The 19,346-nt window shown below is 58.9% G+C and carries 14 protein-coding genes and 1 pseudogene; 11 read left to right on the plus strand and 4 right to left on the minus strand.

The features are described from left to right. Positions 1-81: 81 nt before the first annotated feature. Complete coding sequence (locus WLY71_RS09275; protein ID WP_046048281.1) at positions 82-711, plus strand: LysE family translocator; 630 nt, start codon at positions 82-84, stop codon at positions 709-711. A 41-nt stretch (positions 712-752) separates the two neighbouring features. Here WLY71_RS09275 and WLY71_RS09280 read toward each other — a convergent pair. Further along, positions 753-1,619: pseudogene (locus WLY71_RS09280) on the minus strand (glycosyltransferase family 2 protein); the annotation flags it as partial. 335 nt (positions 1,620-1,954) lie between these two features. On the opposite strand from WLY71_RS09280, the gene WLY71_RS09285 reads away from it, so the two are divergent. The 4 genes from WLY71_RS09285 to WLY71_RS09300 all read left to right on the plus strand — a co-directional run bounded on the left by WLY71_RS09285 (position 1,955) and on the right by WLY71_RS09300 (position 10,421). Continuing rightward, positions 1,955-3,637 (plus strand): fatty acid--CoA ligase, encoded by a 1,683-nt coding sequence (locus tag WLY71_RS09285; RefSeq protein WP_347803333.1) that lies wholly within the window; start codon positions 1,955-1,957, stop codon positions 3,635-3,637. A gap of 337 nt (positions 3,638-3,974) precedes the next feature. After that, on the plus strand, positions 3,975-5,912 hold the full coding sequence (locus WLY71_RS09290; protein ID WP_347803334.1) for a DUF1302 domain-containing protein: 1,938 nt from the start codon (positions 3,975-3,977) through the stop codon (positions 5,910-5,912). Positions 5,913-5,939: 27 nt separating this feature from the next. Further along, a complete protein-coding gene (locus WLY71_RS09295; RefSeq protein ID WP_347803335.1) occupies positions 5,940-7,304 on the plus strand; it encodes a DUF1329 domain-containing protein in 1,365 nt (454 codons plus the stop codon). Positions 7,305-7,682: 378 nt separating this feature from the next. Then, positions 7,683-10,421, plus strand: a complete 2,739-nt coding sequence (locus tag WLY71_RS09300) for a winged helix-turn-helix domain-containing protein (protein WP_347803336.1) — start codon at positions 7,683-7,685, stop codon at positions 10,419-10,421. Positions 10,422-10,475: 54 nt separating this feature from the next. On the opposite strand, the gene WLY71_RS09305 is transcribed toward WLY71_RS09300, so the two are convergent. Next, a complete protein-coding gene (locus WLY71_RS09305) occupies positions 10,476-11,294 on the minus strand; it encodes a PP2C family serine/threonine-protein phosphatase (protein WP_347803337.1) in 819 nt (272 codons plus the stop codon). Positions 11,295-11,527: 233 nt separating this feature from the next. On the opposite strand from WLY71_RS09305, the gene WLY71_RS09310 reads away from it, so the two are divergent. Beyond that, a complete protein-coding gene (locus WLY71_RS09310; protein WP_347803338.1) occupies positions 11,528-12,172 on the plus strand; it encodes an MBL fold metallo-hydrolase in 645 nt (214 codons plus the stop codon). Between the two features lie 117 nt (positions 12,173-12,289). Next, the gene (locus WLY71_RS09315) at positions 12,290-13,018 is read left to right on the plus strand and encodes a YiaD family glycine zipper/OmpA-like lipoprotein (RefSeq protein ID WP_347803339.1); all 729 of its coding nucleotides are present in this window, start codon (positions 12,290-12,292) and stop codon (positions 13,016-13,018) included. Between the two features lie 81 nt (positions 13,019-13,099). On the opposite strand, the gene WLY71_RS09320 is transcribed toward WLY71_RS09315, so the two are convergent. Then, positions 13,100-13,534 (minus strand): Z-ring associated ZapG family protein, encoded by a 435-nt coding sequence (locus WLY71_RS09320; RefSeq protein WP_123365671.1) that lies wholly within the window; start codon positions 13,532-13,534, stop codon positions 13,100-13,102. A 144-nt stretch (positions 13,535-13,678) separates the two neighbouring features. Here WLY71_RS09320 and WLY71_RS09325 point away from each other — a divergent pair, with 144 nt between their 5' ends. The 3 genes from WLY71_RS09325 to zapE all read left to right on the plus strand — a co-directional run bounded on the left by WLY71_RS09325 (position 13,679) and on the right by zapE (position 16,889). Beyond that, entirely contained in the window at positions 13,679-14,323 is a 645-nt protein-coding gene (locus tag WLY71_RS09325) for an alpha/beta hydrolase (protein ID WP_347803340.1), read from the plus strand. Positions 14,324-14,347: 24 nt separating this feature from the next. Beyond that, complete coding sequence (locus WLY71_RS09330; protein ID WP_347803341.1) at positions 14,348-15,703, plus strand: tryptophan--tRNA ligase; 1,356 nt, start codon at positions 14,348-14,350, stop codon at positions 15,701-15,703. 91 nt (positions 15,704-15,794) lie between these two features. After that, the gene (gene zapE, locus WLY71_RS09335) at positions 15,795-16,889 is read left to right on the plus strand and encodes a cell division protein ZapE (protein ID WP_347803342.1); all 1,095 of its coding nucleotides are present in this window, start codon (positions 15,795-15,797) and stop codon (positions 16,887-16,889) included. Between the two features lie 171 nt (positions 16,890-17,060). Here zapE and WLY71_RS09340 read toward each other — a convergent pair whose 3' ends face one another. After that, positions 17,061-17,957, minus strand: coding sequence for a GlxA family transcriptional regulator (locus WLY71_RS09340; protein WP_173860460.1), 897 nt, complete (start codon positions 17,955-17,957; stop codon positions 17,061-17,063). 244 nt (positions 17,958-18,201) lie between these two features. Between WLY71_RS09340 and WLY71_RS09345 the strand changes: the two genes are divergently transcribed. Next, complete coding sequence (locus tag WLY71_RS09345) at positions 18,202-19,338, plus strand: acyl-CoA dehydrogenase family protein (RefSeq protein WP_347803343.1); 1,137 nt, start codon at positions 18,202-18,204, stop codon at positions 19,336-19,338. Positions 19,339-19,346: the final 8 nt, after the last annotated feature.

Below are 19,346 nucleotides of genomic sequence, written 5' to 3' on the forward strand. Positions count from 1 at the left end.
TTTTGTGCGATGAACTGAAGGCGTAATCTGCCGAGCCTACCAGATGAAACAAACAGTTACGCTTGGCCAAAAGGATCCCCCATGTACTGGACAGAGTTTTTGACCGTTGCCCTGATTCACTTGCTGGCCGTGGCCAGCCCCGGCCCGGACTTTGCCGTGGTGGTGCGTGAGAGCGTGACCCATGGTCGACGCGCTGGCACCTGGACGGCGCTGGGTGTCGGCACGGCCATTTTCCTGCACGTCGGCTATTCGTTGCTCGGCATTGGCCTGATCGTGTCCCAGTCGATCGTGTTGTTTAATGCCCTGAAATGGGCGGCGGCCGCGTACCTGCTGTACATCGGCTTCAAGGCCTTGCGAGCACAGCCGGCCCAACCTGCGGCTGACGATCTGCACAAGGAAGCGGGCGAGCGCACTGCTCGCGGCGCTTTCACTTCGGGTTTCGTGACCAACGGTCTGAACCCGAAAGCGACGCTGTTCTTCCTCTCACTGTTCACCGTGGTGATCAATCCGCACACGCCGCTGGCGGTACAGGCGGGCTACGGCATCTACCTCGCGGTGGCCACCGCTGTGTGGTTCTGCCTGGTGGCGATGCTGTTCAGCCAGCAGCGCGTGCGCGCAGGTTTTGCCCGGATGGGCCACTGGTTCGATCGGACGATGGGCGCGGTACTGATCGCCATTGGTGTCAAACTCGCGTTTACCGAGATGCACTGAGGCCCTGTGAGGCGGCTAGCGATGTAATACCAGCCGCTGAAGCGTTTGAAGCTGGTTCTATTGAGGTGCCGCCAGGGAATCGAGCGCAACAGCTGCCAGGCTTCTTTCTTGTCTTCGACCACGGCATATTTGAGGGCCTTGTTCACCAGTTTGGTGCGGGCGCTGTGGTAGCCGGGATGGTTCACGTACGGTTCGATGGCCTCAAGGTCCGCCTGGAGCAATATCCGGTATTTTCTCGACAGGTTGTTGGCATGGCGGCGATAGCGGGTCATGCAGATCGGCAATTCATGGATCTCATAACCCAGCCGGGCAATCCGCAACGTCATCTGAAAGTCTTGAACCCGCAGCTTCGGCGCTTAGAAGTCGGCACTTCGCATGGCTTTCATGCGATAGAGCGCAACAGGGGCGCCGATCACGACGGCACCTCTGAGGACCTGATCGAAGTTGTAGGTGTGGATCTTGTCGCGTTGTTGCTGCTTGATGGTGTTGCCATCGCTGTCCATGTAGCTGATCAGCGCACCCACGCAGCCGACGTGCGGGTGCTGATCCAGATACTCGGCACGAGTGCGCACCGACCCCGGCAACATGATGTCATCCAGGTCCGGCGTCGACACCTAGACGCCTTTGGCGTATCGCAAGCCGTGGTTGAGCGCTGCGCTCACGCCCCGGTTCGGTTGCGAGTACAGCTGGAAGTCATAGGTTTGTTGCAAGCGCTTGAGTATGGCGAGGCTGTCGTCGCTGGACCCATCGTCCACGATGATGACCTCGAAGTTCGGGTAGTCCTGGGCGAAGATGCTCTTGATGGCGTCTTCCAGGTACTTTTGCGCGTTGAAACAGGGCGCCACGATGGAAACCAGAGGCACTTGTGTGGAGGTGCCGTTCTCGGGGGCGGTCAATTCAATAGTCATTGTTATATGCAATACCGATGGCGTGTAGTGAACAAGATCCTTCTCTTGAAGATGAGGTAGAAGGTCGGGCGCCCCGGGGCAACTGTTCGGCTGCCAACCGATCGGCTCATCGTGTCCGTATGGTACGTAGGCTCACAGACAAGTGTTACGTGCATGCGTTGCAGCGTTTTACAGCGCAGATCCCGAATTTCCGACGAAACACGCCAGAGGCAGTGGCGCAAAGCTAGCATTATGCCCGGTTCTGCAAATCATTCCTTTGGCTGATTTGGCTGGCGTCCAAGGGCACTAAAGTGCTTACTTTCAGCCACGACCGTGCAGTCAGAAAAGGGACTCTTATGTTGCAGACTCGCGTTATCCCTCCAGCCGAAGGCGCTTACCAGTATCCGCTGCTGATTAAACGGCTGCTGATGTCCGGCGCTCGTTATGAAAAAACCCGCGAGATCATTTACCGCGACCAGTTGCGCTACAGCTATCCGACCCTGATCGAGCGGGTCGCAAGGCTGGCCAATGTGCTGACGGCGGCCGGCGTCAAGGCCGGGGATACCGTGGCGGTGATGGACTGGGACAGCCATCGTTATCTGGAATGCATGTTCGCCATCCCGATGATCGGCGCGGTGATCCACACCATTAACGTGCGCCTGTCACCGGAACAAATCCTCTACACCATGAACCACGCCGAGGACCGCTTTGTGCTGGTCAACAGCGAGTTCGTGGGGCTTTACAACGCGATTGCCGGGCACCTGACCACCGTCGAAAAAACCCTGCTGCTGACTGACCTGCCGGAAAAAACCGCCGACTTGCCGAACCTCATCGGCGAGTATGAGCAGTTGCTGGCGGCGGCGAATACGCAGTACGACTTCCAGGATTTCGACGAAAACTCGGTCGCGACCACGTTCTACACCACCGGCACCACCGGTAATCCCAAAGGTGTGTACTTCACCCATCGGCAACTGGTGCTGCACACAATGGGTGTGTCGACCATCATGGGCGCCATCGACAGCGTGCGGTTGCTGGGCACCAACGACGTTTACATGCCGATCACCCCGATGTTCCATGTGCACGCCTGGGGCCTGCCGTATGTGGCGACCATGCTCGGGCTCAAGCAGGTCTATCCCGGTCGCTATGACCCTGAGTATCTGGTGGAGCTGTGGCGCAAGGAGAAGGTCACTTTTTCCCATTGCGTACCAACCATTCTGCAAATGGTCCTTAATTCCAAGGCCGCGCAAGGCACCGACTTTGGTGGCTGGAAAATCGTCATCGGCGGCAGTGCGTTGAACCGCACGTTGTACGAAGCCGCCAAGGCCAATGGCATTCAGCTGACCGCCGCTTACGGCATGTCGGAAACCGGACCGCTGATCTCATGCGCGCACCTCAACGATGAGCTGATGGCCGGCACCGAAGACGAGCGCACCACGTACCGGATCAAGGCCGGTGTGCCGGGGCCATTGGTGGAGGCGGCGATCGTTGACACCCACGGCAACTTCCTGCCCGCCGATGGCGAGACCCAAGGCGAGCTGGTGCTGCGTGCGCCGTGGCTCACCGAGGGCTATTTCAACGAACCGCAAAAGGGTGCCGAGCTCTGGGCCGGGGGCTGGCTGCACACCGGTGACGTAGCGACCCTTGACAGCATGGGTGTGATCGACATTCGCGACCGGATCAAAGACGTGATCAAGACCGGCGGCGAGTGGATCTCCTCCCTGGACCTTGAAGACTTGATCAGCCGCCACCCTGCGGTACGCGAAGTAGCAGTTGTGGGGATCGCCGATCCGCAGTGGGGCGAACGTCCGTTCGCACTGCTGGTGGTCCGCGAAGGCCATGAGATCGGGGCCAAAGAACTGAAGGAACACCTCAAGCCGTTCGTGGAACTGGGGCACCTGAGCAAGTGGGCCATCCCGAGCCAGATCGCCCTTGTTACTGAAATTCCCAAGACCAGTGTCGGCAAACTCGACAAGAAGCGTATTCGCGTCGACATCACCGAATGGCAAGCCAACAACAGTACCTTCCTCTCGACGCTTTAAGCGTCACTTGGCGTGCCCAAAAAGGCACGCCAGCCCCACCAAGCAAGCGCTTGGCTTGTCAAATCCGAAATTTCAGCCATCCTTGACGGGCCGACAGGTGTCGGACTGGCGAAAGGACTGTTCCAGAGTGGCTGGCAGCTGCAAATCACACTTTAGAGGGATCAAGCAGTACTACCTGCTGGCTATAGTCCGCTCAAGGATTTTTAAGAACGGAGCAAACGCACAAACCGGGGCGATGCAACTTTGGAATGACTTAGGGACACCTTGGCTCCCAGTCATCCACAGCGTTTTTAAAAGTGCTCACTGCCATAACAATAATGCACATGGAGTAGCGTCGATGACATCAGTAAACCAGTTCTGGCGCCGGGCAAAACTGCCTTTGGCCGTCAGTCTTGCCTCTACGCTCGCCGGGCCAGCATTCGGCGTCAGTTTCAACGTTGGTGAAATCGAAGGTCAGTTTGACTCGTCCCTGTCGATCGGTGCCAGTTGGTCTACTGAAAGTGCCAACAAGAACCTTATCGGCGTCAACAACGGCGGCCGCGGCCTGTCCCAGACTTCCGACGACGGTCACCTGAACTTCAAGAGCGGCGAAACGTTCTCCAAGATCTTCAAGGGCATCCATGACCTTGAATTGAAATATGGCGATACCGGCGTTTTCGTCCGTGGCAAATACTGGTACGACTTTGAACTCAAGGACGAAAGTCGTCCGTTCAAGGACATCAGCGACAGCAACCGCAAGGAAGGCGCCAAGTCCTCCGGCGGCCAGATCCTCGACGCCTTCGTCTACCACAACTATTCCGTTGCCGATCAGCCGGGCTCCGTACGTCTGGGCAAGCAAGTAGTGAGTTGGGGTGAAAGTACCTTCATCGGCGGCGGTATCAACTCGATCAACCCGATCGACGTGTCCGCGTTCCGTCGCCCCGGTGCCGAGATCAAGGAAGGCCTGATCCCGGTCAACATGTTCTACGTGTCCCAGAGCCTCACCGAGAACCTCTCGACCGAAGCCTTCTACCAGCTTGAATGGGACCAGACCGTTACCGACAACTGCGGCACCTTCTTCTCGCAACCGGACGTGATTTCGGATGGCTGCGACAACAACCTGGCCGTACTGCGCACCCGTAACGGACTCAACAGCGCATTGACGGCTGCGGGGCTGCCGGCTTCGCTGCGTAATGCCAGCATCAACACCCTGGCTGCCAGGGGCGTGACCTGGGGTGACCCGGATGAAGGTGTAATCGTTCGTCGCGGTCCGGATCGCGATGCCCGTGACAGCGGTCAATTTGGCGTGTCCTTCAAATACATGTTCGATCCGCTGGACACCGAGTTCGGCGCCTACTTCATGAACTACCACAGCCGTGCGCCGATTTTCAGCGGCAAAGGTGCTCCGGCGAGCGCTTACAGCGCGGCGGGCCTGGTGGGCTCGCTGGTGGCCAGGGGTGTTCCTCTCGCTGTCGCGCGTAACCTGGCACCGACCTTGTTGCCATTGAATGTGGCCGGGAACTCCAGCTACTACGTCGAATACCCTGAAGATATTCGCCTGTATGGCTTGAGCTTCTCCACCACGTTACCGACAGGTACTGCGTGGAGTGGTGAAGTCAGCTACCGGCCGAATGCGCCGGTTCAGCTCAACACCACTGACATTCTCTTTTCCGGTCTGACACCTCTGAACCCTAACGTTTCCGTGCTCCAGGGTACGCCAGGGGCGGATCAAAAAGGCTATCGCCGCAAGGAAGTGACCCAGCTCCAGACGACCCTTACTCACTTCTTCGACCAAGTGATGGGCGCCGAGCGACTGACCCTGGTGGGCGAGGTCGGCTTTACTCACGTTGGCGGTCTGGAAAGCACTAACAAAGCGCGTTACGGCCGTGACCCGAGCTACGGCCCTGGTCCATTGCCAGGTGGTCAGTGCCAGACATTGAACAGCGGCACTTTGGCCGGTGGACCACAAAACAACGTGAGCCGCTACTGTGAAAACGACGGATTCACCACCGCAAACTCCTGGGGCTACCGCGGTCGTGCCATCTGGGAATACAACAGCGTATTCGCCGGCGTGAACCTCAAGCCGAACGTGGCCTGGTCCCATGACGTGAGCGGTTACTCGCCAGGCCCTGGCGGCAACTTCGAGGAAGGTCGCAAAGCGGTCAGCCTGGGCGTTGATGCCGAATACCAGAACACCTACACCGCAAGCCTGGCGTACACCAACTTCTTCGACGGCAAGTACACCACCGTGGATGACCGCGACTTCGTTGCGCTCAGCTTCGGCGTGAACTTCTAAGCACTGATTATCAGGACGAACACACCTATGAAAATAACCAAGAGTCTGTTCCACATCGGTGTTCTGGGGCTTTCGCTGCTGGCGACCGGTGTCATGGCGGCGGTCCCTGCGGCTGAAGCGGACAAACTGGGCAAGAGCCTGACCCCGATGGGCGCCGAAATGGCCGGCAATGCTGACGGTTCGATTCCGGCCTGGAAACCATTGCCGAAAAACGCCGGCGCTGTCGACGGCAAAGGCTTCCTGTCCGACCCGTTCGCCAGTGAAAAGCCGCTGTTCACCATCACGGCGCAGAACGTCGACCAGTACAAGGATAAGCTCGCTCCGGGTCAGTACGCGATGTTCAAGCGCTACCCGGAAACCTTCAAAATGCTGGTCTACCCGTCCCATCGCGGCGCGACCGTGCCGGATGCCGTGTTTGCCTCCATCAAGAAAAACGCCACCGCTACTAACCTGGTGTCTGGCGGCAACGGTCTGGAGAACTTCGAAACCGCAGTTCCATTCCCGATTCCGAAGACCGGCGTCGAAGTCATCTGGAACCACATCACCCGCTATCGCGGTGGCAGCGTGACCCGTCTGGTGACCCAGGCCACGCCGCAGCCGAACGGTTCGTACAGCCTGGTGTACTTCCAGGACCAGTTCGTGTTCCGCGACAAGATGAAGGATTACGATCCGGCGAACCCGGGCAACATCCTGTTCTACTTCAAGCAGAAAGTGACCGCGCCGGCACGTCTGGCCGGTGGTGTGCTGCTGGTACACGAAACCCTCGACCAGGTAAAAGAGCCACGTTCGGCGTGGGTCTACAACGCCGGTCAGCGTCGTGTGCGTCGCGCACCACAAGTGTCCTATGACGGGCCGGGTACCGCAGCCGATGGCCTGCGTACCTCCGACAACCTGGACATGTACAACGGTGCACCGGATCGTTACGACTGGAAACTCGAAGGCAAGAAAGAGATGTACATCGCCTCCGACGCCTACAAACTCGACTCGCCGCAACTCAAGTACGACGACATCATCAAGGCCGGTCACATCAACCAGGACCTGGCGCGTTACGAGCTGCGTCGGGTCTGGCATGTGGTGGCTACCTTGAAGGAAGGTCAGCGTCACATCTACGCCAAGCGTGACTTCTACATCGACGAAGACACCTGGCAAGCGGCCGTGATCGACCACTACGACGGTCGTAATCAACTGTGGCGTGTGGCGGAAGCTCACTCCCAGAACTACTACAACGTTCAAGTGCCGTGGTACACCCTGGAAACCTTGTACGACCTGCAATCGGGCCGCTACCTGGCGCTGGGCATGAAGAACGAAGAGAAATCGGCGTATGACTTTGGCTTCACTGCCACCACCAGCGACTTCACTCCGGCGGCTCTGCGCCAGGATGGTGTTCGCTAAGCTGCCCTGAACAGAGGCCGCATCCTCGAAAAACGCCCCGACTGGTTCGGGGCGTTTTTTTTGTATGGCCATAACAATCCGTTGTAGCAGCTGCCGAGCCTGCGAGGCTGCGTCCGGCTGCGCAGCAGTCGTGAAGTCAAACGCTGCGGTGTTTCAGGACAACCTTGCATTCAGGTTTTACGACTGCTTCGCAGCCGGACGCAGCCTCGCAAGCTCGACAGCTGCTACGAGGGCGGTGTGACTGTCGGGTTTGCTCGACATTTCTGCTTGTATTCTTTTTGTAGCCATTTGTAGCAATAACCTTCATTCCCTCTTCGTTTACCGCTAGGCTGCGGACATCTGCAACGCCGCCAACCGCCATTCAAACAAGAGCCGGCCATGACTGATCTGTCCCCACACCCGGGCCCTGCAAGCGTTGCCGTCGCGGCACTGGACGGGCGTTTTTTTCGGCCTCCGTTGCCTGACGGCCATGTGCTGCGGCCTCGTCTGTGCGAGCGCCTGAGTGCGGGGCTCGGTGGCAGGCTGTTGCTGGTCAGCGCACCGGCGGGGTTTGGCAAAAGTTCGTTGGCAGTGGAGTTCTGTCAGGGCTTGCCGGCTCACTGGCAAAGTCTGTGGCTGGGGTTGAGTCCGCGAGACAGTGATCCCGGACGTTTTCTTGAGCGGTTGCTCGAAGGCCTCCAGGACTTTTTTCCGCAACTGGGCAGCCAGTCCCTGGGACTGCTGAAAATGCGGCAGCGGCATCAACCGTTTGCTTTTGAAGAATGGCTGGACGGTTTACTCGATGAGTTGGCCGTGCACCTGTCTTTGAGTACGCCCCTGCTGTTGGTGCTTGATGACTACCATCTGGCGCAGGGCCCGGTTCTTGATCGCTGCCTGCAATTTTTCCTCAATCACCTGCCTGACGGCTTGCTGGTCATGGTCACCAGTCGGCAGCGTCCGGACTGGCATCTGGCGCGCCTGCGGCTGTCGCGGCAACTGCTCGAGTTGAATGAACAGGACTTGCGCCTGACTCACGATGAAGCCTTGACCCTGCTCGATCGGCACAGCAGCTCCTTGCGCGGCGAAGCGCTGGAGAGCCTCATCCAGCGTAGCGAAGGTTGGGTTGCCGGACTGCGTTTCTGGCTGCTGGCGGCGTCTGAAGCGGGCTCCCAGGGTGCTTTGCCGCAGGCCTTGCATGGCGGGGAAGGGCTGATCCGCGATTATCTGCTCGAAGAAGTCATCGATTGTCTGCCCGCCGAGGTGCAGTCATTCCTTTACGACACAGCACCTCAGGAACGCTTTTGCAGCGAACTGTGCGATGCCGTTCGCGAAGCCCATGACAGTGCCGAGATCCTGCGTTTTCTGCTGGCCCATCAGGTGTTCCTGGTGCCACTGGATGAAAACGGTCACTGGTATCGCTACCACCATTTGTTTTCCGACCTGTTGCGCACCCGGCCTACCGCGCAAGCGATGGTACCGGCGGCCAGCCTGCACCTGCGCGCCTGTCGCTGGTTCAATGCCCAGGGGCTGCTCGATGAAGCGGTGGAGCAGGCATTGCGCGCCGGGCACCTGGACGTCGCGGCGAACCTGGTGCAGAACCTCTCCGAAGAACAACTGTTGGCCGAGCAGAACGTCGGCATGTTGCTGCGCTGGAAAATGGACTTGCCCGACAGCCTGCTGATCAGCACGCCACGGTTGATCGTGCTGTACAGCTGGGCGCTGGGGCTGGCCTGTCAGCTGGACGCCGCCGAGGAGCTGGCCAGTCATTTGAGCCGCTTCCTGCCGGCCCCGTCGGCCACTGCGCAGAAATCCATGCTGGCGCAATGGCTGGCCCTGAGCGGGATCATCGCTCGCGGACGCGGCAATCGCGAGCTGACGCTGCTCTATTGCACCGAAGCGCAGGAGAGCCTGCCCGCCAAACGTTACGGGCAGCGCCTGATGTGCCTCTCGACCCTGTCCAACCTGGCCATTGCCGACGGCGATTTGTGGCGTGCGCGCGGGTTGAACCGTGAATCTCTGGAGTTGGCGCAACGGGTCGGCAACCCGCTGTTCGAAGCGCTGGCCCACTACGACCGCGCTCGCGTGCTGCAAGCACGAGGGGAAATCCTTCGTGCGCTGGATGAAGTGCGCCAGGGGCTGCAACGCCTGCAACGGTTATCCCCGCAACGGCTCTATGCAGTGCGCGCCCGACTGATTTTGTACGAAGGCTTTTTGCTAGCCCTGCGCTTGCAGCCCCAAGCCGCGCGGGCACGCTTGCAAGCCGGCTTGAATGAAGCACGCGCCTGTCGTGATATCAGCGTATTGATCGGTCACTGCGTGATCGCCAGGCTTGAGGGCAGCAGCGGCGAATTCGCCAAAGCCTTCGCCGAACTCGCCGAAGCCGAGCGCCTGATGCACATCTGGGACGTGCCACCAATCTACTACCTGGCGATGATCACGCTGGTCAAATGCGAACTCTGGCTGGCTCAGGGGCGTACCGACCTGGCCGAAGCCTGGCTCGCTCGCTTGGGCCAGACCTACAACGGCGAACACGCGGCAGCCCCTCCGGAGTTCCATCCGCAACTGCCGTTGCATATCGAGTTGCAACAGGCCTTGCTGGAGGTCATTCAAGGGCAGCCGATGCTGGCCGAAGGACGATTGAATGCGTTGCTTGAGCATGGGCAGCAAACCGGCAGGCAGCTGCTCAGCGTGATGGCACTGACTCAGAAAGTGACGTTATTGCTGGGGGGCGGACGCGAACCCGAAGCCCGCAAGGCCCTTGGTCAGGCGCTGGAAGCGGCGGCCGGTGGCGTGTTGCAACCGTTTGACAGGTTGTTGGCTGAACATCCTGACTGGCTACGTAACCAACTTCAACTCGGTGCGCCGACGCCCGTGTCTCAGAGCCTTTCAGAAAAACTTCCGACGGTGGCAGCCCGTCCCGCAGCGGAGTCATCCGCCGCGGCGGAACAACTCAGTACGCGGGAAATGGCCGTCCTGCGCCTGATCGCCCAGGGTTGTTCAAATCAGGAAATCAGCGATCAGCTGTTTATCTCGCTGCACACGGTGAAAACCCATGCCAGCCATATCAACAGCAAGCTTGGGGTGGAGCGGCGAACGCAAGCGGTCGCCAGGGCGAAAGAGTTGGGTGTGTTGCAGTAATCACCGTTTGAAGACCTCCGAAACAAGTTGGGCCTTGCGATCAGAGGTTTTCGGTCATTTCTCCTCTGAGACAGTCACTCCGGATGTCTGCCCCACGTCGATGGAGTGCTTCAGGATCGACAGTAAGCCTATGGAGCAGTCATCTCCGGTTTTATTGGCAATGGACTGTTGCAAGTTGTCACCCAATACTTCCCTCATTTTTTTTCTGGGCAACGTTGCATTCCACTCCAGCAGCTTTTGGATCGCCGGGGCGGGGACGCCGCTGGATTTGTCATAGAGACTTTGCGCGGTGCCGTCGCTCATGATCGCGAAGCCAGTCGTGGCTTCGATTTGCCCACGGTACAACCTGAGCCGCGACGCCGCTTTATGATCAGTCAGAAACAGGGTGGTATTGGCGAACTCGCCATTTTCTGGATGAGAAAGGGCCTGAAGTTGTCCGTCCGCGTCAACGCTTGCGATGACGCCATCGCCCAAGTGGCCTGCCAGGTAGCGGCCTCGTGAGTAAGCGACGAACGACAAGGTACAGGCCAGGTCGTTGATATCGCCGCCAAGCTTTGCAGATTTGCGTCTGAACGCGTCCAGGCAGCGATTAACCAGTCGCTGGGCTGCCTTCGCGTTGTGTTTGTCCATGTTTTGCCAGAGGCTTTCAAAGTTTTTGCAGACAAAGGCCAGGGTGGCCGTGACCGCTACTTGGGCGCCGATGTCGGATCTGGCTCTGGAGTCAGCCCCATCGGCCAATGAAATGCACGTCACTTCGTTGGACTCTCTGGCCGCGACATAGTCCTGGCAAGGCGTTTGAGTTCTGAGGTGCTCGCGTCCTGCCACAAACGCGCAGGTCGTTTTACAGCTGAAGTCTACCGGGATCTCAGGCATGGTTCAGACCTGTGCCCAGGCTTCAATACCTTTAATTTCCTGACGAAGGAGATAGTCTTCTTGCATGGGATTATCCTTTTTAGGCTGAGCGTTACAAATACCGCTTCAAGAATCGTTTGAACCAGGCATTGGCTTCCTGCCGTCTTGTTTCAAAATAGGCGCGGCGCGAGGATAACCTATCAATTTTGCGGATCATAACCGCAGTACCCAGCCTTGGCACCAGGATTAAACCCATGCAAACCCCGAATACAGTCCTCATCCGCGAAACCTTCCCCGTCGGCCCTTTGCAGTGCAACTGCACGATCATCGGCGACCCGATCACCAAAAAGGCCATCGTCGTTGATCCGGGCGGTAATCACGAACTGATCCTCGCGCGGCTCGACGCACTGGGCCTGAAGGTGGTCAGCATCATTCACACCCACGCGCACCTCGATCACTTCCTGGCTTCCGGTCAGTTGAAGGAAAAAACCGGTGCAACCCTGCACCTGCATAAAGAAGATCAATTTCTCTGGGACAACCTGGAGATGCAGTGCCAGATGTTCGGTGTGCCCTACACGCCGGTGCCGCCGCCGGATCGCTGGTTGGCCGATGATGAAGAACTGGCCTGCGGCTGCGGCGTGGCGTTGCACACACCGGGTCATACGCCGGGTTCCATGAGCTTTTGGTTTTCAGAGGCTAAGCTGCTGATTGCCGGTGACACGTTGTTTCGTCGCGGGGTAGGGCGCACGGATTTGTGGGGTGGTGATCAGGCGACCATCGTGCGGTCGATCAAGCAGCGGCTGTACACCCTCGATGAAGAGGCGACGGTTGTGACCGGGCATGGTCCGGACACACGTCTGGGCGATGAAATGCGCGAGAACCCTTTTGTGCGGGCCTGATTTGTGCAGTTGTGTGGGCACGCCGCGGAATTATTTTCATCCGCAATGATCCAACACCCGCAAAGGTTTAATGCCTTAGTCCGTTGCACCACAGAATGCAAAAAGTAGGAGCTCTTCATGTTCACCAAGCAGCGTTTGATTATTGTCGCTACGGCTGTGGCCTTGCTGTCTGGCTGCGCCTCGCCTAACCCTTACGACAACCAGGGCCAGGCCGACGGTGGTTCCACGGGCATGAGCAAAACCGCTAAATACGGTGGCCTCGGCGCTCTGGCCGGTGCTTTGGCCGGTGCCGCCATCGGTCACGATAACCGTGGCAAGGGCGCGCTGATTGGCGCTGCGGTGGTGGGTGCTTCCGCCGCCGGTTACGGTTATTACGCCGACCAGCAAGAGAAAAAGCTGCGCGCCAGCATGGCCAACACCGGGGTGGAAGTGCAGCGCCAGGGTGATCAGATCAAACTGATCATGCCGGGTAACATCACCTTCGCCACCGATTCGGCGAACATCGCGTCGGGTTTCTATCAGCCGTTGAACAATCTGGCAGGCTCGCTCAAGGAGTTCAGTCAGAACCAGATCGAGATCGTCGGTTTCACCGACAGCACCGGCAGCCGCCAGCACAACATGGACCTGTCCCAGCGTCGCGCCCAGAGCGTGGCGACTTACCTGACGTCGCAAGGCGTGAGCGGTGCCAACCTGTCGGCTCGCGGTGCCGGGCCGGATAACCCGATTGCCAATAACGGCGACGTCAATGGCCGGGCGCAGAACCGTCGGGTCGAGGTCAACCTGAAGGCGATTCCGGGTCAGCAGTATGGCGGCCAGCAGCAAGGCACTGTTCAGCAGTATCCATAATCGTCTGACTGAACCCCAGGCGTAAAAAAGCCCTCGGACGATCACTCATCCGAGGGCTTTTTCATGTCGCGCGAAACCTGATTACTTCTTCAGGCCGTAATGCTCATCGAGCATGCCCGGTGCGTTCGGGGCTTTGGGGGCGTAGTCGCGAGGTGGCTCCTGATTGCGCGGCGGCGTCAGGCGTTCCCGTGGGGCGGCTGCCGCATCGGCGTGCAGCGAGGCCAGCAGGCGTTGGCGGGTTTGCTCGTCCAGGGCCAGGCGGTTGGCACCCTCGGCGAGGTGATCCTGCACTTCCTGATAGCTCTGAGTCAGCTTCTTGACCAGTGTTGCAGTGCTGTTGAAGTGGGTAACCACCTCGTTCTGATAACTGTCGAAACGTTCCTGAACGTCATCCAGCTGACGTTGTGTGCTGCTAGGCGCGGCATTCGGCACCAGGCGAGCGATCAGGAAACCAATGGCGACACCCACAACCAGGGCAAGAGTCGGCAACAACCAAACTAAGAGCGAGTGTTCCACGAGTCCTTCCTCTATAAACGGCTTTGCTTTACGTTAACGGCTCGAACCTGCGCTGTATACCGCGATTCACTCGCAATAGATTGGCACAGACAATTTGCTAGACGAGTCGACCCGATTCGAGGTCACGGAGTTCCTTCCTTGCTTATGCGCGAAACCCCTGTAGTGATTGATGGCCCGGTCGGCCAACTGGAAGCCCTGTATTTGGAAAACAAGGGCCTGGATAACGAACAGCCCCGCGGCCTGGCGCTGATCTGCCACCCGAACCCGGTGCAGGGCGGCACCATGCTCAACAAAGTCGTCTCGACCTTGCAGCGCACTGCGCGTGACGCCGGTTTGATTACTGTGCGCTTCAATTATCGTGGCGTGGGTGCCAGCGAAGGCACCCACGACATGGGCACGGGTGAAGTTGACGATGCTCAAGCGGTCGCCGAGTGGCTGCGGGCCAAACATCCTAACTTGCCGCTGACCCTGTTCGGTTTCTCCTTCGGCGGTTTTGTTGCAGCAAGTCTCGGTGGACGTCTGGAAGCCAAGGGTGAGCAGCTCAAGCACCTGTTCATGGTCGCGCCTGCGGTGATGCGTCTGGGCGATCAGGATCAACTGCCGCAGCAAGGCGAGCTGACCCTGATCCAGCCGGAAACCGACGAAGTCATCGATCCGCAAGCTGTCTACGACTGGTCCTCGAAACTCGAGCGCCCCCATGAGCTGCTGAAAGTGGCAGAATGCGGACACTTTTTTCATGGCAAGCTGACCGATCTCAAGGATCTGATCCTGCCGCGTCTTTCGAATTGATTGCAGTCTGACAAGCGATTACCCATGACGACTCGTACCCGTATCCTCACCGGCATCACCACCACCGGCACGCCGCACCTGGGCAACTACGCCGGCGCCATCCGCCCGGCGATCATCGCCAGCCGTGACAGCAATGCCGATTCGTTCTACTTCCTGGCCGACTACCACGCCCTGATCAAATGCGATGACCCGCTGCGCATCCAGCGCTCGCGTCTGGAAATCGCCGCGACCTGGCTGGCCGGTGGCCTGGATGTGGACCGCGTAACCTTCTATCGCCAGTCCGACATCCCGGAAATCCCAGAGCTGACCTGGCTGCTGACCTGCGTTGCTGCCAAGGGCCTGCTCAACCGCGCCCACGCCTACAAGGCCTCGGTGGACAAGAATGTCGAAACCGGCGAAGACCCGGACGCCGGCATCACCATGGGCTTGTACAGCTACCCGGTGCTGATGGCCGCGGACATTCTGATGTTCAACGCCCACAAGGTGCCGGTCGGTCGTGACCAGATCCAGCACGTGGAAATGGCCCGTGACATCGGCCAGCGCTTCAACCATCTGTTCGGTCAGGGCAAAGAATTCTTCACCATGCCCGAGGCGCTGATCGAAGAAAGCGTCGCCACGCTGCCAGGCCTCGACGGTCGCAAGATGTCGAAGAGCTACGACAACACCATTCCGTTGTTCAGCAGCGCCAAGGAAATGAAGGACGCGATTTCGCGGATCGTCACCGACTCCCGTGCGCCGGGCGAGGCGAAGGATCCGGATAACTCGCACCTGTTCACCTTGTTCCAGGCCTTCGCCACACCGGCGCAGTCCGACGAGTTCAGCAGCGAATTGTTGCAGGGGCTGGGTTGGGGCGAGGCGAAGAATCGTCTGTTCCAGCTGCTGGATAACGAGTTGGGCGAGTCCCGCGAGCGCTATCACCAGCTGATCGAACGCCCGGCGGACCTGGAAGACATCCTGCAGGTCGGCGCCAAAAAGGCTCGTTCGGTGGCGACACCGTTCCTTCATGAACTGCGTGAAGCGGTTGGTCTGCGTTCTTTCGTCGCTCAGACCCAGGTCGCGACCACCACCAAGAAGAAAGTCGCGAAAGCCGCGCGCTTTGTCAGTTTCCGCGAAGACGACGGCAGTTTCCGCTTCCGTCTGCTGGCGGCCGACGGCGAGCAACTGCTGCTGTCGCGCAACTTCGCCGACGGTAAAACCGCAGGCCAGGTGACCAAGCAACTGCAATCGGGTCAGCCATTGGACGTGCGCAACGAAGACCTGAGTTTCAGCGTCTGGCTGGAAGGCGAGTGCGTTGCCGACAGCCCGGCCTTCGCTGACGGTGCGGCTCGCGATGTCGCCATCGACACCCTGCGGGTTGCTCTGACGCCGGTTCAGGAATAAATCAGCGGCTCGGCCCGACCAAGGGCCGATTGCCATTCCCACGGGCCGTCGCTACAGTGACGGCCCGTTTTTGTTGCCTTGCTAACGAATTATGACGCCCCTAGAACGATATCAAGCTGATCTGAAACGCCCGGAATTCTTCCATGACGCTGCGCAGGAAACTGCGGTGCGCCATTTGCAGCGCCTGTACGACGATCTGGTCGCGGCCTCGCACAGCAAACCGGGTCTGTTCGGCAAACTGTTTGGCAAGAAAGACGCGGCGCCGGTCAAGGGTCTGTACTTTTGGGGTGGCGTCGGTCGCGGCAAGACCTATCTGGTAGACACCTTCTTCGAAGCGTTGCCGTTCAAGGAAAAGGTCCGCACTCACTTCCACCGCTTCATGAAGCGCGTGCACGAAGAGATGAAGACCCTCGGTGGCGAGAAAAACCCGCTGACCATCATTGCCAAGCGCTTTTCCGACGAGGCCCGGGTGATTTGCTTCGATGAATTCTTCGTGTCCGACATCACCGACGCGATGATCCTCGGCACGTTGATGGAAGAGCTGTTCAAGAACGGCGTGACCCTGGTCGCGACCTCGAACATCGTGCCGGACGGTCTGTACAAGGACGGCCTGCAACGTGCGCGCTTCCTGCCGGCCATTGCGCTGATCAAGCAGAACACCGACATCGTCAATGTCGACAGCGGCGTCGATTATCGTCTGCGCCACCTTGAACAAGCGGAGCTGTTTCACTTCCCGCTCGACGATGAATCCCACGAAAGTTTGCGCAAGAGCTTCCGCGCCCTGACGCCGGAATGCACGGCAGCCATCGAAAACGACGTGCTGATGATCGAGAACCGCGAAATCCGTGCCCTGCGCACCTGTGATGACGTGGCCTGGTTCGACTTCCGCGAACTCTGTGATGGCCCGCGCAGCCAGAACGATTACATCGAGTTGGGCAAGATCTTCCACGCCGTGTTGCTCAGCGGTGTCGAGCAAATGAGCGTCACCACCGACGACATCGCCCGACGCTTTATCAACATGGTCGACGAGTTCTACGACCGTAACGTGAAGCTGATCATTTCTGCTGAAGTCGAGCTCAAAGACCTCTACACCGGCGGTCGCTTGAACTTCGAGTTCCAGCGCACCCTGAGTCGTTTGCTGGAAATGCAGTCTCACGAATTCCTGTCCCGGGCGCACAAGCCGTAGGGCGATTCGGAAATGAAAAAGGGCCTGCAAATGCAGGCCCTTTTTCGTTCACCGCAGAATCCTTGTGGGAGCGAGCCTGCTCGCGAAAGCGGTGTGTCAGTCAACAGAGATGTTGAATATGACGACCTCTTCGCGAGCAGGCTCGCTCCCACACATTGAATCTCTGTTGTATCAGGCAGCTTGCTGGAACTGCTGCCGATACTGGTTCGGCGACAGCTCGGTGTGCTGGCGGAATAGCCGAGCGAAGAAGCTCGCATCGTCGTAACCGACTTCATAGCTGATGGTCTTGATGCTCTTGCGGCTGCCGGACAGCAAGCCTTTGGCCGTCTCGATACGCAGTCGTTGCAGGTAATGCAGCGGCTTGTCGCCGGTGGCGGTCTGGAAGCGCCGCATGAAATTGCGGATGCTCATGCCGTGTTCGCGAGCCACGTCTTCGAAGCGGAATTTGTCGGCGAAGTGTTCTTCGAGCCAGTGCTGGATCTGCAGGATGATCACATCCTGGTGCAGCTTCTGACCGCCGAAACCGATTCTTCCTGGCGAGTAGCTGCGCTGCACTTCATAAAGAATGTCCCGCGCCACGGCCTGGGACACGTTGGCGCCGCAGAAGCGTTCGATCAGGTAGATGTAAAGGTCGCAGGCCGACGTGGTACCGCCCGCGCAATACAGGTTGTCGGCATCGGTCAGGTGCTTGTCCTGATTGAGCTGAACCCGTGGGAAGCGCTCGGCGAAGGCGTTGAAGAAGCGCCAGTAGGTGGTCGCTTCCTTGCCGTCTAGCAACCCGGCCTCGGCGAGCCAGAACACCCCGGTGGCTTCGCCGCAGAGTACTGCGCCGCGAGCATGTTGCTGACGCAGCCAGGGCAGGACCTGTGGGTAGCGTTGGCAAAGGGTGTCGAAATCGTCCCAGAAGGCTGGAAGGACAATGATGTCGGCGTTTTCCAGGCCGCCGTCCACCGGCATGATCACGTCACTGAAGCTGTTCACCGGTTTGCCGTCGGGGCTGACCAGGCGGGTTTCGAACGCCGGAGTCAGGCCTTGGCCCAGTTGTTTGCCGTAACGCAGGCTGGCCAGGTGGAAGAAATCCTTGGCTTGCATGAGGGTGGAAGCGAAAACCCGGTCGATAGCCAGGATGCTGACGCGCCGCAAGGGCGTGGAGACTTGGTTGGACATAATTCAACTTTATTCTTATAGGGGAAAGTGGTCACCAGACGGCTGGATCGTCTTATTTTTTGTCTGATGTGTCCAGTGTCCTGTGTCGGATGCGAGGCATAGTCTCTGAAGGTCAATTCCGGCTAACAATAACGACAGGTGCCGCATGATCCCCAGAACCTTGTTCAGCTCCGAGCACGAACTTTTTCGCGACAGCGTGCGAACGTTCCTCGAAAAAGAAGCGGTGCCGTTTCACGGGCAATGGGAGAAGCAGGGCTATATCGACCGTAAACTTTGGAACAAGGCAGGGGAGGCGGGAATGCTCTGTTCGCACCTGCCGGAAGAGTACGGCGGGCTAGCAGCGGACTTTCTCTACAGTGCAGTGGTGATCGAAGAGGTGGGGCGTCTCGGCTTGACCGGTATCGGTTTTTCGCTGCATTCGGACATTGTCGCGCCTTACATCCTGCATTACGGCAGTGAAGCGCTGAAACACAAATACCTGCCGAAGCTGGTGTCTGGCGAGATGGTCACGGCGATTGCCATGACCGAGCCTGGTGCCGGTTCCGACCTGCAAGGGGTGAAAACCACCGCGGTGCTCGATGGCGACGAGTATGTGATCAACGGTTCGAAGACGTTCATCACCAACGGCTTTCTCGCTGACCTGGTGATTGTCGTGGCCAAGACCGATCCGAAGGCTGGCGCGAAAGGCACCAGCCTGTTTCTGGTGGAAGCCAACACCCCAGGCTTCGCCAAGGGCAAGCGTCTGGAAAAAGTCGGCATGAAGGCTCAGGACACCTCGGAACTGTTCTTCCAGGACGTTCGGGTGCCCAAGGAAAACCTGTTGGGGCAGGCCGGGATGGGCTTCGCGTACCTGATGCAGGAATTGCCTCAAGAGCGTCTTACCGTTGCCATCGGCGGGCTTGCTTCGGCTGAAGCTGCGTTGCAATGGACGCTGGATTACACCCGCGAGCGCAAGGCCTTCGGCAAGGCAATTGCCGACTTCCAGAACACCCGCTTCAAACTGGCGGAGATGGCGACCGAGATTCAGATCGGTCGGGTCTTCGTCGATCGCTGTCTGGAACTGCACCTGCAAGGCAAGCTCGACGTGCCGACCGCGGCGATGGCCAAGTATTGGGGCACCGACCTGCAATGCAAGGTGCTCGACGAGTGCGTGCAGTTGCATGGCGGTTACGGTTTCATGTGGGAATACCCGATCGCCCGGGCGTGGGCGGATGCGCGGGTGCAGCGGATTTATGCCGGGACCAATGAAATCATGAAGGAGATTATTGCGCGGTCGCTGTAATGCAGCGT

It is taken from the genome of Pseudomonas rossensis, from assembly GCF_039888995.1.
In the GTDB taxonomy this organism is placed as follows: Bacteria; Pseudomonadota; Gammaproteobacteria; order Pseudomonadales; family Pseudomonadaceae; genus Aquipseudomonas; species Aquipseudomonas rossensis.